A 14,058-nucleotide genomic window follows, 5' to 3' on the forward strand; every position below is an offset into this window, starting at 1 on the left:
TTGGAGGAGCAACTGGAGGAGGAGACCATGGCGTCGGTGCTGGAAGTGCGCGGCGGAAAACCGTTGACCGGAGAGATCTTTGTCCGTGGGGCGAAGAATCTCGTCCCGAAGGCTATGGTCGCGGCCCTGCTGACCGAAGAAACCTCAACGCTTCGCGGTGTTCCACAAATCCGCGATGTCGAGGTCGTATCCGAGCTACTGCAGATGCACGGCGTTGACGTCGACTATCAGCAGGAGGAGGGCGAGCTGACGATCACTCCGGGCTCGCTGACATTACCCGACCCAATCCAGGTCGATGCTCTTGCTGGTTCGTCCCGCATCCCCATTCTCTTCTGTGGCCCGCTACTTCACCGCCTCGGTGAAGCGTTCGTTCCCGACCTCGGCGGGTGCCACATCGGCGACCGTCCGGTCGATTTCCATCTGAAAGTCCTCGAAGACTTCGGTGCGGTGCGTACCTCCACCCCGCACGGCATGCATATCACGGCCCCGAAGGGCCTTCGCGGCAAGCCTGTCCGGCTTCCGTTTCCCTCGGTGGGTGCGACGGAGCAGACCCTCTTGACCGCTGTCATGGCAAAGGGCTTCACCGAGCTGTCGAATGCCGCCATGGAGCCAGAGATCATGGATCTCATCGCCGTCCTGCAGAAGATGGGCGCCATCATCTCGGTCGATATGGATCGCACGATCCGTGTCGAGGGCGTTGACAAACTACACGCCTACCGTCATACCGCTCTTCCCGACCGGATCGAGGCGGGTTCCTGGGCCTCCGCGGCTCTCGCCACACACGGCGACATCTTCATCCGTGGCGCCGCTCAGAAGGACATGACGACCTTTCTCAACTATTTCCGCAAAATTGGCGGTGCGTTCGACGTTCAAGATGATGGCATCCGGTTCTGGCATCCCGGAGGGGAACTTCAGGCGGCGGTGCTCGAAACGGACGTCCATCCAGGCCTCATGACCGACTGGCAGCAACCGCTAGTCGTCGCACTCACCCAAGCGACCGGTCTGTCGATTGTCCACGAGACCGTGTACGAGAATCGCTTCGGCTTCACAGATGCGCTGCGCGGCATGGGAGCAAACATTCAGGTCTATCGCGAATGCCTCGGCGGGCTCCGGTGCCGCTTCGGCCGACAGAACTTCTACCACTCGGCGATCATCCAGGGCCCGACGAAGCTCAAGGCTGCCGACATCGTCGTCCCTGATTTGCGCGGCGGATTCTCCCACCTCATCGCGGCCCTGGCCGCAGAGGGCACGAGCCATGTCGCAGGTATCGATATCATCAACCGCGGATACGAGCATTTCATGCAGAAGCTCTCCAAGCTCGGCGCGGACGTCACCATGCAGTCATGAGGGTCCGGCGACGACAGCTCAGGGGAAGAGAAGTCCCACCTGTCATGAGGTTGCTTTCCCTCCCCGTCATCGCCGCCGTCTACCTCATCCAGGATGTGCGAATCACCGGAAGGGACAACATTCCCGCTTCCGGTCCCGCCATCTTCATTTCGAACCACACGAGTCACCTTGATGGCTTTGTTATCGCCGTCGCTCTCTATCGCTCCGGCATCCCGCCGCGCTTCATGGCAAAGAGGGAGCTGTTCGCGCAACCGCTCGGTTCACTCCTGCGCTCCCTCGGACAGATCGAGATTGACCGTGATGCTCCGGGCGGAGTCATCGAACAGATGGCCGGCATTCTCGATGATGGTCGCAGCCTCATCATCTTCCTGGAAGGTACATTTACCCACGACCCTGCCGGGTGGCCGATGCGGGCGAAGACGGGAATTGCCCGCCTCCACGAAGCGCGCCCAGACGTTCCCATCATCCCGGTCTCCCACTGGGGCAACGAGCGGATCGTTCACCAGTGGACTGGTCGGGTGCGGTGGTCCCGTATTCTTCATCGATCCGAGCGTGTCCTCCTCCATTTTGGACCGCCCGTTTCTCTCACTGGCGCTACCTACCGTGAGCAGGCCGACTCCGCCATGACTGTCATCGCCCACGAGGTCGCTCGGCTACGTGCCGAGCTCGGCAGACCGATGGGAAGCCCACCCACTGAACGCTTTGAGCCGGACGTCCTCAACCACCGGCTCCGCACGCAGGCGCGCCGCGAGGCGAGGCAGGCCGCGCGTGCGAAGCGGGCGGCTCGCCTCCAGGCTCTCGGCAACGCCGTGAATCGATTCCTCGGGGTGACACGATCTGCCGCGAGCGGTGAGGAGCGCCCGATTCGCGCCTGAGTCGACCGCGTTGCCTAGTCGTGGAGAATGTCGATGACGATGCGCTCTGGGTCGTGGAAGACCTGCACGCGATAGGGGTGGTCCGCATCGACGCCGACGAAGATCATGTGCATACCTTCGAACGGGTAGTCGACCTGAACGTCCTTGACGACACTTGCCTGGTCAAGCCCCGTGACTGCGATTTCGTCCTTCGCTTCGTCCTGGTCGGGGTAGCGGGCCCCTGTCACAGCGATCGTGAGGAACCGCTGCCCCTCCATGTCGATCGGGAAACCGGAGCCGTCCTGAATTGCTTCATCCTCGTACGATGCGGACCAGCCGAGTTGACCCTCACCATCGTCATATTCAACGACGACACGATCGTAGTTACCGTGCCCGCCGACTCGTGCCTCGAGGGGCAAAAACTGGCCGAGCAAGTCGGGAAAATCCTCCGACTGCGTCGGACCAGTCGCGAGGTCCGCCTCATCGATCGTGTCCGCGGGCGTGCTCTCCTCATCGGCGGTCTTCGATGGTTCCTCCGATGTGGTGTCGTCCCGAGTCGTCTCGGCCGGCGTCGTCTCGGCCGGGCTAGTCGTCGTGGAGTCGGTCGCTGTCGGCTCCTCGGTCGACGTGCAGGCGGCGAGGAGGCTCGCCATCATCGCGGCAACAAAAATGCGTTTCATGCCACGAATCTACCTGGCGGAGGGCAGGACTTGGGAGAACGCACCGCTCGTTACGGGACCGCAATGTTCAAGCGACCGCGCTGTGTAGCGCCTGATCTACGTCCTCCCATAGGTCGTCGATGTCCTCAATCCCGCAGGAGAGCCGAAGAAGATCCTCCGGCACCGTCTCCGCCTCATCGGCAAGGCGGCGGCGACGCTCGAGGCTTGATTCGACACCGCCGAGCGACGTGGCGGGCAGCCAGAGCTTTGTCGCCTCCACAACACGGTCGGCAGCTTCACGGCCTCCCACGGGGCGTAACGTCAACACCCCGCAACCTTTTGGGGCGCGCTCGCGATGCGGGTGGTCGGGCAATGTTGGGTGGGTGACTGCTTCGACCAACGGGTGCTCTGAAAGGCGTCGTGCGAGTTCGCTCGCGTTCGCCGTGATTCTCTCGAATCGAAGCGAGAGAGTTCTCATACCGCGCAGAGCCAACCACGTCTCGAACGGCCCGGCGACCGACCCGGTGCGCGTACGGAAATCCCACATTGTGTGATGAAGTTCCTCGGTCGCAGCAAGAGCCGCGCCGAGGATGACGTCGGAGTGCCCGGCCAAATATTTCGTCGCCGAATGGACGACGATGTCTGCGCCCATTGCGAGCGGCTGCTGGCCAAGTGGCGTAGCGAATGTGTTGTCGACGATGACGAGGGCGCCAGCGTCGTGGGCGGCGGCCGCGATCGCGGGAATGTCGGCAAGCTCAAGCATCGGGTTGGTTGGTGATTCGATGAGGATGGCGCTCGCACCCGGAAGGGAGGAGATGACCTCGTCGGTGTTTGCGATGTCGACGGCAATGACCTCGCCACCCTCACGCTGCGCCATGTCGCGTGCGACGACGAGAGAGGCGTGGTAGGCATGCCGAGGAACGACAATACGGCCCGGACGCGCCGCATGAAGCGCGGTCGTGATCGCCGCCATGCCGGAGGAGTGCACGAGGGCGGGGTGTTCGGCGCCTTCGAGGGTTGCGAGGGTCTGTTCGAACGGGTGCCACGTCTCCGTGTTCCAGCGGGCGTAGATGTTGCCGGGTTCCGTTCCTGCGTTTCGGTACGTTGACGACAGGACGATCGGCGGATTGACCGGGCTTCCCTGGACCCTGTCGGGGCGACCGGACTGGGCGAGAATCGTTGCTGGCTTCGTCATGGCCTTGAGACTATCTTGATAGGCTCGAGCGGTGAAGAACGGTTCCACAACTCGCGTTGCCCTTATTTACGGGGGGCGTTCAGGCGAGCATCCCGTGTCCTGCATGACTGCCGGATCGGTCATGGCGGCGATTGATCGTCAGCGATATGAGATCGTCCCCATCGGCATCCGCAGAGACGGCACGTGGGTGAGCGGCACGACGGACTCTGGTTTCCTCGGTACGGGCAGGGCCGAGGTCGGCCCAGGCAATCCCGTCACCGTCGCACTTGGATCAGGCGAATTCTACGAAGACGGCACGAACCTCAATATCGATATCGCCTTCCCGCTGCTCCACGGTCCGTTCGGTGAAGACGGGACGATCCAGGGCCTGTTCGAGATGGCGGGGGTGAAGTACGTCGGGTCGGGGGTGTTTTCGTCTGCCGCGGTCATGGACAAGCACTTCACGAAAATCATCCTTCAGGCAGCAGGACTGCCTGTCGGCCCATGGGTGCTCGTGACCAAAGTCGGGTGGGAGACGAGCCGTGACGAGCTTACCGAGCAGATCGCGCAGCTCCGGATGCCGCTCTTCGTTAAGCCATCCCGGGCCGGATCCTCCCTCGGCATCTCCCGCATCGAATCCCTCGATCAGCTAGATGAGGCGATTCGGGAGGCTCAGAAGCACGATCCGAAGGTCATCGTTGAGCAGGGTCTCGCAGGGCGCGAGGTCGAATGTGCGGTGCTCGGCGGCCGTGGGACGAGTAGGGCGCGAGCATCGACCGTCGGTGAAATTGTCCTCAATGACCCCGCGTCAGGCTTTTACGATTTTGATTCCAAGTATGTGGAGACCGACGGACTCGTTCTCCAGATCCCTGCCGAGATGCCAGCCGCAGATGTCGAGCGGTTACAAGCTGTCGCGGTTGAGGCTTTCGAGGCAGTCGACTGCGAAGGCATGGCGCGAGTCGACTTCTTCTATGACGACGGGGAGATCACGATCAACGAGATCAACACGATCCCCGGTTTCACCCCATATTCGATGTATCCCCTCCTGTGGCAGAAATCCGGTCTGACCTATGCGGAGCTCATCGACGAACTCCTTCGTCTGGCACTGGAACGCGACACTGGCCTGCGCTAGTCCGAGTCGTCCTCGACAGACAGCGGAGCATCGACAAGCGCGAGGCACTCTCGTTGCGGTTCGACAATGCTGAGCGCGGATGAGAACTGGGCAAGGACGTCGGTCACGGCCCCTGCGCCGACGGCGTCGGTCGTGATGACGATTTCGACTGTCGGTTGACGCCCATACGACAGGAACGTCCACGTGTCATCCCCGCCGTTGTCCGGGATCCGCTCGTCGCCCGAGTCGAGGCTGAGCCAGTCGATCCCGCCGACCGTGATGCAGCGGTCGGTTGACGGACCGGGTTGGTCGAGCCCACACCGAAATGATGATCCGTCAGCCCAGGCTGTCGTCGACTGTGACGTCGTGTTCACCCGCGTAAAGCCGCCGATCTCGCCGGGCGTCGCCATGAGCATCTGCGCGCACACCGGGTCCGATGCATGGGGAGTGGGATCGAGCCCGAGCGTCGGGGTACATGCTGCGAGGCCGGCAAGTGCAAGAATACTGAGACGCTTCACACGACCACTCTAGCCGGGCGGAGCACTCTCGCGAGACGATGCAACAATGAAGCGTATGAGCGAAGACGACCTTCTCACGATCATCAACGAGCACCTTCCCGCCTCGACGGCGACTGTCCCGTCGGGCGATGACTGCGCGGTCCTCTCACCCGTAGGTGACGTCGCGATCTCGACCGACATCCTCGTCGAAGGTGTCCATTTCCGCACGGACTGGTCGACCGCCGAAGATGTCGGCTGGCGCTGCGTCATGCACAACGTCGCCGACGCGGCCGCGATGAGAGCCCGCCCCATGTCCCTCGTCATCGCCATGGTCATCCCACAAACAGTGGACACCAACTGGGTGGCAGGCTTTTCGAGAGGCTTACGTCAGGCGTGCGACCATGTGGCTCGCGAAACCGGACCGATAGCGGTCGACGGCGGGGACATGTCCCGCGGACCGGTCATCATCGCCGCAGGAACCGTCCTCGGGGATCTCGAACGCCGCGAACCGGTCCTAAGATCAGGTGCCGAACCGGGCGATGTTCTTATCCACACGGGTAACCTCGGAGCCTCGGCCCATGGTCTTTCCCTCCTCGAGTCAGGAGAGGGGGGCCCTGAAGCGGACCTTTTCCGACGGCCGGTGCCGCCCGTCGGAAGAGCGCTCGCGGTTCCCGCGAAGGCGATGATGGATGTGTCGGATGGACTCGTGAGGGATGCGCGGAGGATAGCGGTGGCTTCCGGTGTCTCGATTGACATCGATTCAGAACTGGTTGCCGCGGCTGCGAGTGCCGGCGCGACCCTTCAACAGGCGCTCACAGGGGGAGAGGACCACGGCTTCCTTGCCGCAGTAGAACCCGGTAGCGTTCCGAACGAGTGGAGCATCATCGGCCGCGTGTCCCAGGGACGCGGGGTCACGGTCGATGGGACCGAGCTGGACGAGCTTGGCGGGTGGGACCACTTCACGTCGTGACAGTAGACATGACTGTGCCCCCACCTTCGTGGGGGCACAGGACAAAAAGCTACTTCGTGTTGCGAACAATCCGTTCGGACTTGATGCAGTTCGTGCAGACGTTGAGCCGCTTCGGCGTACCGTCGACGAGTGCGCGGACACGCTGAATGTTCGGGTTCCACCGGCGGTTCGTCCGCACGTGGGAGTGCGAGACGCTCTTGCCGAAGCCCGGGCCCTTGCCGCAGACGTCACATACTGAGGCCACGGTTCTCTCCTGATCTTCTCGCTGACAAGACGCCAGCGGCGTCTCCTGACATGCACACGGAGTGCAACCTGTTCATGGTAACCGAGCGGGCGTCAAAGCGCCAAGATCCGACGAGTGGAGGGAACGTGGTATCCCACACTATTCGGTCACCCGCCATCCACTCCGTGGGTACGAGTGAAGAGGAACGGCAGGATCGGCCGCTACTGTGGTTCGGGGAGGGATGATGAAAGCTGTAGCAACAGACGGGCGTACCTTGCTTGACAGCCCGCTGAACCGGCTCGTTGGAGCGCGCACCGCGAAGGCGCTGGAGAAGCTCGAGCTGTTCACCGCCGGGGATCTGCTGCGACACACCCCGCGCCGCTATGTGCACAGGGGAGAACTCGTGCCGCTCGCGAGAGCAGTGGAAGGTGAGAGTGTCACGGTTGTCGCGCACGTGCTTGGCGTCAGCATGCGGCCGATGAACGCGAGGCGGGGTTTTCTCCTCAAGGTGACGATTTCTGACGGCCAGCACGACATGTCGCTCACGTTCTTCGCAAAGTCGCCGAGACCGCTCGCCTTCCACGAGTCGAAGCTCCAACCCGGAACTCTCGCGACATTCTCAGGCACGGTGTCCTCCTACCGCGGCGAGCTTCAGCTCACCCACCCGGAATACCAGCTTCTGGAGGACGAGGGAGAGGTCGACGAGCAAGACCTCGCCCGTCCCCTGCCCCTGTACCCCGCTGCCGTCAAAGTGCCGACATGGACGATCGAGAAGGCTGTCGGTTCGATACTTGACCAGGTCCGCCCAAGCGATGTGCCCGAGCCGCTACCGGACTCATTCCGGAAACAACACGGGCTACTCGGAGCCTACGACGCGCTGATCGCACTTCACCGGCCCCAGACCGACGCGGACTGGCAACGTGGTCGTGAACGCATGAAATTCGAAGAGGCACTCATCCTTCAGACTGTGCTCGCCCAGCGTGGACATGAGGCGACCGTCGCCCATTCGGATCCGCGTCCCCGACGGGCGACCGGACTCGCGGCCGAATTCGACCGGCGGTTGCCCTTCGAATTGACACGAGGTCAGATGCGCGTGGGGGAGCAGATCGCCTCCGACCTTGGGTCAACCAGACCGATGAACCGCTTATTGCAGGGCGATGTCGGCTCCGGCAAGACAATCGTCGCCCTGCGGGCGATGCTCCAGGTTGTCGACAACGGCGGTCAGGCGGCGCTCCTCGCGCCGACCGAGGTCCTCGCGGAACAGCATTACCGCTCGATTGTCACGATGCTCGGCGATCTGGCAGGAGGAGGCATGCTCGGTGGTTCCGACATCGGTACCCGTGTCGACTTGCTGACCGGGTCGTTGGGCGCGAAAGCGAAGCGGAGTGTGCTCGGCCGTCTCGCTGGCGGTGAGACAGGGATCATCGTCGGCACTCACGCCCTTCTGTCCGAGCATGTCGACATTCCCTTTCTGTCCCTTGCTGTTGTCGATGAGCAGCACCGGTTCGGCGTCGACCAGCGGGATGCTCTGCGCGCACATCCCCATGTCAACCTGCTCGTCATGACCGCCACCCCGATCCCTCGCACCCTTGCGATGACGGTCTTTGGGGACCTCGACGTCTCGGAACTCACCGATGTGCCCCTCGGCCGCCAGGAGGTCACGACGACTATCGTCCCTGCAGGGAAACGCGCGTGGGTTGATCGGGTGTGGGAACGTGTCGCAGAGGAGATCGCTGACGGTGGGCGGGCCTTCATTGTGTGTCCCCGCATCAACCCCGACGATGAACCCTCACACCTTGAGACCTCGGACGATGACAGTAGGCCGCCACTGTCGACCGTCATCGACGTCGCCGACATGTTGCGCGCCCACCCTGCCCTGGCGGGTGTAAGCATCGGTGTCCTCACGGGCCAGATGAGTTCCGAGGAAAAGACGGGTGCCATGACCGCGTTGCAGTCGGGGGAGGCGCCCGTGCTCGTCGCAACCACGGTCATCGAAGTTGGTGTCGACGTACCCGATGCGACGATCATGGTCGTCCTCGATGCGGATCGTTTCGGACTGTCACAGCTCCACCAGTTGCGCGGTCGCATTGGCCGAGGGACCCGTCCCGGCATTTGCCTCGCACTATCGTGGGCGCCGGAGGGCACGGTCGCAGCTGAACGACTTGCCGCGTTCGCCGCCACGAGAGACGGCTTCGCGCTCGCGGAGAAGGATCTCGAGCTACGCCGCGAAGGTGACGTCCTCGGTGCGAGCCAATCAGGAGTTCGCTCGCATCTTCGTCATTTGGAGATGAGGAAGGACGCCCGGATCATTGAGATGGTGAGGGAGAACGCCCTCGCCCTTGTGGCTGAAGACCCGACGTTACGCACGTGGCACGGCTTGCACCTAGCAGTCGACGAAGCGCGTAGGCAAACAGAGACCGACTACCTGGGGAGGAGCTGATGGTTCGCATCGTCGCAGGCACTGCGAAGGGCATGACTATCCGCGTTCCGAAGTCCGCGCGTCCCACCCCGGACCTCGTCCGGGAGGCGATCTTCTCGACCCTTGGTCACCGCGGCTATCTCGACGAGACCGATGTTCTCGACCTGTTCGCGGGATCGGGAGCATTCGGCTTAGAGGCAGCGTCTCGTGGCGCCCGGTCGGTTACAGCGGTTGATGCTGGCCGCGAAGCGGCCACCATCATCGCGTCGAATGCTCGGAAGGCGGGCCTTGACGTGCACGTCGTCCAGTCGAAGGTGAGGACGTTCCTCGATTCGAGTGCCACGCGTTACGACGTCATCTTCCTCGACCCGCCCTACGCAATGACGAACAGCGAGATAGCGCCGGTGCTTGAGGCGGCCGTGCCGCATCTTGTCGACGACGGCATCCTCCTGCTTGAGAGGGACAAACATGCGGGTGAGCCGTCCTGGCCTGAAGGAATCGAGGTCGATGATCGCAGGTCGTGGGGCGACACCGTCATCTGGACAGCACTTCACGCCGACTATCGACGTAACCTAAGGGCATGAGCATCGCTGTCTGCCCGGGATCATTCGACCCCATCACTCTCGGTCACGTCGACGTGGTTCGCCGAGCCCTCACCATGTTCGACCGCGTCATCGTCGGTGTCGCCCAGAACGCGGATAAGAGATATCTCTTCAGCCCGTCCGAACGGCTTGCCCTCGCCCGGGCGTCGGTCGAGCACCTTCCGGGTGCGAGTGCGGAGCCGGTCGATGGCCTGCTTGCGAACTTTGTTCAAGAGGTGGGTGCCTCGGCAATCGTCAAGGGGCTACGAGGGTCGGCTGATTACGACAGTGAGCAGGCCATGGCGCTGTTGAATCGGCATCTGAGCGGTGTTGAAACCGTCTTCATCATGGGTGATTCAGGCCTTGGCCACGTGGCATCATCTCTCGTCAAGGATGTTGCCGCGCACGGTGGGCGGATTGACGACCTCGTGCCCGCGCCGGTGGCGCGGGTGCTCACCCGAAAGGATACGAATGACTGACTACGACGTAGGTAACGCTGAGGCGGGAGATTCACTCATCGCTGTTCTCGACGAGCTCATCGAGGTCGTCACCTCAGCGAGGGGTGTCCCGATGTCGGCTTCAGCCATGATCAATAGATCTGAAGTTGTCGATCTGCTTCAAATGGCGCGCGACATCGTTCCCGACCAGATTGAGGCAGCGGACGCGATCATCGCCGAAGCAGCCGAGGTTAGGGCCGAAGCGCAGCGCCGCGCGAAGACCATCCTGGAACGCGCTCACGAAGATGCTGAAGAGACGATCAAGCAGGCCCGGCTGAAGGCAGCCGAGCTCGTGTCCCAGCACGCGATCACCATCGGAGCCGAGGAGAACGCTGACCGGATCAGGCGGGAGGCGCGCCAGCAGGCGAAGAGGATGAACGCCGGGGCGGACCGCTACTCCGATGACGCACTGGCTCACCTTCAGAATGAGGTGGAAGCCCTGCTAGGAAAGATCCACGCTGGCAGGCAGGAGCTTTCCCGCAGGGAGGAGGCTCGCGTCGCGTCCGAGAAAGAAGAGGAGCGTCGCGGGGCGCCGCCCCGCACCGAGCCCGATCCCGCCCCGAGTGACATGAGGCTCGATGGGGGACATGACATCGAGCTACCGTTTGAAGAGGACGCTCCCGAATACCGCTAATCCGAGTGAGCGGACTCGCTTGAGTGCGGCGGGCGACTGGACCACACTGGATACGGCTCCGCCACAATTCCGACCCATACAGGAGACATCAATGTCTGATGCGTTTCGCATCTCCCTCGCCGACCTTCGTCGCCAGGAGGGGTCGCGACTCGAATTCGTTCGCTCCATCCCCGCGCCCGACACGTTCGCCACGGCTCTCGTCCGCACAATTGGCGATATCAGCGTCGACGGGGCCCTGCAGTCCGTCTCCGAGGGAGTCCTCGTCACCGGAACCGTTGACTACACGACACTCGCGGAATGTGCCCGGTGTCTGCGCGAAGTCGAGGAAGATCTCACCTCGGATGTGACCGAGCTGTACTTCTACCCGAACCGCGCTAAGGCCCTCCAGGAATCGGGTGACGAAGAGGCCGAGGAGGTTGCCCTCATCGAGGACGACACGATCGATATCGAACCCCTCCTGCGTGACACCATCGTTGGACAGATGCCGTTTATCCCACTCTGTGACGAGAACTGCCCCGGACTGTGCGCCGTGTGCGGTGGACGGTTGGCAGACCTGCCTGATGACCACGCTCACGAGGAAGAGTTTCAGGAGATGACGGCCCTCGACGAGCTTCGGGCCAAGCTGGCTGCCGAAGAACAGGGCTCGTGAGCCGGTCGAAAGGCCGTCGCAAAGTCCATCCTCCGGCACGGACTGACCGGGAGGTCTTGTTGACCGCCTGGGGAACCGAGGTCGATCCGCAGTTGCTCGACCTTTCCCTCACCCACCGCTCCTGGGCGTTCGAAAATGGCGGCGTGCCGACGAATGAACGACTCGAGCTACTCGGTGATGCGGTGCTGTCGATCATCGTCACCGACCGCATCTTCCATGACTATCCGGACAAGTCCGAGGCTGAGCTCGTTCCTATTCGCGCCGCCGCAGTGTCGGAGGCACCACTCGCTGCGATCGCGAAACGGATCAAGCTGGATGAGTTCATCCTGCTCGGCAACGGCGAGCTTGTCACCGGCGGGCGCGACAAAGCGTCGATCCTTTCCGATGCTCTGGAAGCCCTCATTGGCGCGACCTACCTGACGGTAGGCCTGGACAGGACACGCGGTGTCGTCGAGCGCTTGACCGGACCTTACATCGTTCAGGCAACGAAGGCCGGGCCCGCCCTCGACTGGAAAACATCGATCCAGATGCTGGCGAACGACGGCGGTCTCGGGGACGTCCAATACGCGATCGAGTCCTCCGGACCCGATCATGCGCGCCGGTTCGTCGCCACCGTTATTCTCGACGGAAGGTCGTGGGGTAGCGGGAAGGGGACATCTCGTGCGAAGGCGGAAATGGCGGCCGCAGAAGCTGCCTATGAGGAACTCAAGCGAGCGGTCGATGCCTGAGCTTCCCGAAGTTGAAACGGTCCGGGCTGGGCTCGAGCAGCTCCTGCGAGGAGAGCTCATGACCGATATTGACGTCTTCCATCCGCGTGCTATCCAGCGTTCTGAAGGTGATGTGGCGGGGCTTGCCGCCCTCACCGGTCGGCGGGTCGAGGCGGTGGTCCGAAGAGGCAAGTTCCTGTGGTTCGAGATGGAGGGACTCGCTCTTAACTTTCATCTCGGCATGTCCGGCCAGCTCCTCGTCACGCAAGCAGGCACTCCTGCACCAGCCCATCGACATATGCGCGCACGGATGACGTTCGAAAACGGTAGCGTCCTGCGCTTCCTTGACCAACGCACATTCGGCTACCTGCAGAGATCGTCGCTCACCGAGGTCCGCGACGACCATCCAGCTGGGCAGGGCACGCAGTCTCGCCTTATTCCGGTACCCGTTTCCCACATCGCGCGCGACGTCCTCGACCCGTGGGTTGAGGCGGGTGACGTTGCAAAGAGGACGAGGCGGAAGCGCACGGAAATTAAGCGCGCCATGCTCGATCAGACGCTCGCATCCGGGATGGGCAACATCTACTGCGACGAGGCGCTCTATCGAGCGAAGATCAATCCGCGCAGGAAGACGAACGGATTGTCCTATCAGCGCCTCGAGGAGCTCTGGCAGCATTCGCGGGACGTCCTCGAGGAGGCTCTCGAACAGGGCGGCACGTCATTTGATTCGCTTTACGTTAACGTCAATGGCGCTTCCGGTTACTTCTCTCGTTCGCTTCAGGCCTACGGGCAGGGCGGCAAGCCGTGCGGCAGGTGCGGGGCGACAATGACGCGAATTCAGTTCATGAACCGGTCCTCAACCTTCTGCCCGCTCTGCCAGCCCTACGCAAGCCGGTAACGTCGCCGTCCTGCCATATCCTCGCGTCCGCACTGGTATACGACAAACCGGACGATTCCACCGGTGAAACTCTGTCGTCGACGATATTTCTCTGGGCTAGAATCCTCTCATGAGCGAAGCCAAGGAAGATATCAACGTCATGATCATCGACGACCATGAAGTGGTCCGTCGGGGGATCTCTGAGGTAGTCGAACGCGCCGACGGTCTGTCTGTCGTCGCCGAAGCAGGCTCCGTCGAGGAGGCTGTCAACCGAGCAAAGATCGTGCGTCCCGATGTCGCCCTTGTCGATCTTCGCCTGCCGGACGGTACGGGCATCGACATCATCAACCGACTCGCTGTCGAAGCACCATCCGTCCGCCCCATCGTCCTCACCTCATTCGATGACGATGACGCTTTGGACGAGGCTCTCCAGGCGGGCGCGAAAGCTTACCTGTTGAAATCCGTCCGGGGCGCGGAGATCACCGAGGTCATCAAGGCTGTTGCTGCTGGCCGTGTTCTTTTAGATGAGCGGACGCTCACCCGCCGCCGCGCGGACCACGATGATCCCACGGCCGACCTCACTCCATCTGAGCGCAAAGTTCTTGACCTCATTGGCGACGGCCTGTCGAATCGCGAGATCGGCGAACGTCTCGGTGTCGCAGAGAAGACTGTGAAGAACCACATCACGTCGCTTCTGTCGAAGATGGGGCTCCAGCGCCGCACGCAGGTCGCTGCTTGGGTGGCCGGTCAGCGCGCCGCAGGTTGGCGCGCACAAAACTGACCGATAGCAGTGGTGTCCCCAGGGCCGCGCCCTGGAAGACACCACTGCTCCAGACTCTGTGAAGCGAAGCGTTCGCCC

The 14,058-nt window shown here is 62.6% G+C and carries 16 protein-coding genes; 12 read left to right on the forward strand and 4 right to left on the reverse strand.

Annotated elements, in window-relative coordinates:
* Positions 1–27: 27 nt before the first annotated feature.
* The gene (gene murA, locus H7E91_RS04885) at positions 28–1,347 is read left to right on the forward strand and encodes a UDP-N-acetylglucosamine 1-carboxyvinyltransferase (protein WP_182353980.1); all 1,320 of its coding nucleotides are present in this window, start codon (positions 28–30) and stop codon (positions 1,345–1,347) included.
* Between the two features lie 44 nt (positions 1,348–1,391).
* Entirely contained in the window at positions 1,392–2,222 is an 831-nt protein-coding gene (locus tag H7E91_RS04890; protein WP_182353981.1) for a lysophospholipid acyltransferase family protein, read from the forward strand.
* A gap of 14 nt (positions 2,223–2,236) precedes the next feature.
* Here H7E91_RS04890 and H7E91_RS04895 read toward each other — a convergent pair whose 3' ends face one another.
* Both H7E91_RS04895 and H7E91_RS04900 read right to left on the reverse strand, forming a co-directional pair.
* Positions 2,237–2,881: an AMIN-like domain-containing (lipo)protein gene (locus tag H7E91_RS04895; RefSeq protein WP_182353982.1), complete on the reverse strand. Its 645-nt coding sequence runs from the start codon at positions 2,879–2,881 to the stop codon at positions 2,237–2,239.
* Positions 2,882–2,948: 67 nt separating this feature from the next.
* Entirely contained in the window at positions 2,949–4,055 is a 1,107-nt protein-coding gene (locus tag H7E91_RS04900) for a trans-sulfuration enzyme family protein (RefSeq protein WP_182353983.1), read from the reverse strand.
* 31 nt (positions 4,056–4,086) lie between these two features.
* Between H7E91_RS04900 and H7E91_RS04905 the strand changes: the two genes are divergently transcribed.
* Positions 4,087–5,166 carry a D-alanine--D-alanine ligase gene (locus H7E91_RS04905; RefSeq protein WP_182353984.1) on the forward strand — a complete coding sequence of 360 codons (1,080 nt, stop codon included), beginning with the start codon at positions 4,087–4,089 and terminating at the stop codon, positions 5,164–5,166.
* Here H7E91_RS04905 and H7E91_RS04910 read toward each other — a convergent pair.
* Positions 5,163–5,663, reverse strand: coding sequence for a DUF3515 family protein (locus H7E91_RS04910; RefSeq protein ID WP_182353985.1), 501 nt, complete (start codon positions 5,661–5,663; stop codon positions 5,163–5,165). The two genes, H7E91_RS04905 and H7E91_RS04910, sit on opposite strands and share 4 nt — an antisense overlap.
* 55 nt (positions 5,664–5,718) lie before the next feature.
* Between H7E91_RS04910 and thiL the strand changes: the two genes are divergently transcribed.
* The gene (gene thiL, locus H7E91_RS04915) at positions 5,719–6,612 is read left to right on the forward strand and encodes a thiamine-phosphate kinase (RefSeq protein ID WP_241698399.1); all 894 of its coding nucleotides are present in this window, start codon (positions 5,719–5,721) and stop codon (positions 6,610–6,612) included.
* A 49-nt stretch (positions 6,613–6,661) separates the two neighbouring features.
* Here the strand turns inward: thiL and rpmB are convergent, their stop codons facing one another.
* Positions 6,662–6,856, reverse strand: a complete 195-nt coding sequence (rpmB, locus tag H7E91_RS04920; RefSeq protein WP_182353987.1) for a 50S ribosomal protein L28 — start codon at positions 6,854–6,856, stop codon at positions 6,662–6,664.
* A gap of 220 nt (positions 6,857–7,076) precedes the next feature.
* Here rpmB and H7E91_RS04925 point away from each other — a divergent pair, with 220 nt between their 5' ends.
* The 8 genes from H7E91_RS04925 to H7E91_RS04960 all read left to right on the forward strand — a co-directional run bounded on the left by H7E91_RS04925 (position 7,077) and on the right by H7E91_RS04960 (position 13,980).
* Positions 7,077–9,275: an ATP-dependent DNA helicase RecG gene (locus H7E91_RS04925; protein WP_182353988.1), complete on the forward strand. Its 2,199-nt coding sequence runs from the start codon at positions 7,077–7,079 to the stop codon at positions 9,273–9,275.
* Complete coding sequence (locus H7E91_RS04930; RefSeq protein ID WP_182353989.1) at positions 9,275–9,838, forward strand: RsmD family RNA methyltransferase; 564 nt, start codon at positions 9,275–9,277, stop codon at positions 9,836–9,838. Before H7E91_RS04925 ends, H7E91_RS04930 begins: the two co-directional genes overlap by 1 nt.
* Positions 9,835–10,314 (forward strand): pantetheine-phosphate adenylyltransferase, encoded by a 480-nt coding sequence (gene coaD / locus H7E91_RS04935; protein WP_182353990.1) that lies wholly within the window; start codon positions 9,835–9,837, stop codon positions 10,312–10,314. Before H7E91_RS04930 ends, coaD begins: the two co-directional genes overlap by 4 nt.
* The gene (locus H7E91_RS04940) at positions 10,307–10,966 is read left to right on the forward strand and encodes a hypothetical protein (RefSeq protein WP_182353991.1); all 660 of its coding nucleotides are present in this window, start codon (positions 10,307–10,309) and stop codon (positions 10,964–10,966) included. Before coaD ends, H7E91_RS04940 begins: the two co-directional genes overlap by 8 nt.
* A gap of 91 nt (positions 10,967–11,057) precedes the next feature.
* Positions 11,058–11,615: a YceD family protein gene (locus tag H7E91_RS04945; RefSeq protein ID WP_182353992.1), complete on the forward strand. Its 558-nt coding sequence runs from the start codon at positions 11,058–11,060 to the stop codon at positions 11,613–11,615.
* A 59-nt stretch (positions 11,616–11,674) separates the two neighbouring features.
* Complete coding sequence (rnc, locus tag H7E91_RS04950) at positions 11,675–12,343, forward strand: ribonuclease III (RefSeq protein WP_182353993.1); 669 nt, start codon at positions 11,675–11,677, stop codon at positions 12,341–12,343.
* Entirely contained in the window at positions 12,312–13,220 is a 909-nt protein-coding gene (mutM, locus tag H7E91_RS04955) for a bifunctional DNA-formamidopyrimidine glycosylase/DNA-(apurinic or apyrimidinic site) lyase (protein ID WP_241698400.1), read from the forward strand. Before rnc ends, mutM begins: the two co-directional genes overlap by 32 nt.
* A 139-nt stretch (positions 13,221–13,359) precedes the next feature.
* Positions 13,360–13,980 carry a response regulator gene (locus tag H7E91_RS04960; protein ID WP_182354110.1) on the forward strand — a complete coding sequence of 207 codons (621 nt, stop codon included), beginning with the start codon at positions 13,360–13,362 and terminating at the stop codon, positions 13,978–13,980.
* Positions 13,981–14,058 lie beyond the last annotated feature (78 nt).

Source organism: Flaviflexus huanghaiensis (assembly GCF_014118685.1).
In the GTDB taxonomy this organism is placed as follows: Bacteria; Actinomycetota; Actinomycetes; order Actinomycetales; family Actinomycetaceae; genus Flaviflexus; species Flaviflexus huanghaiensis.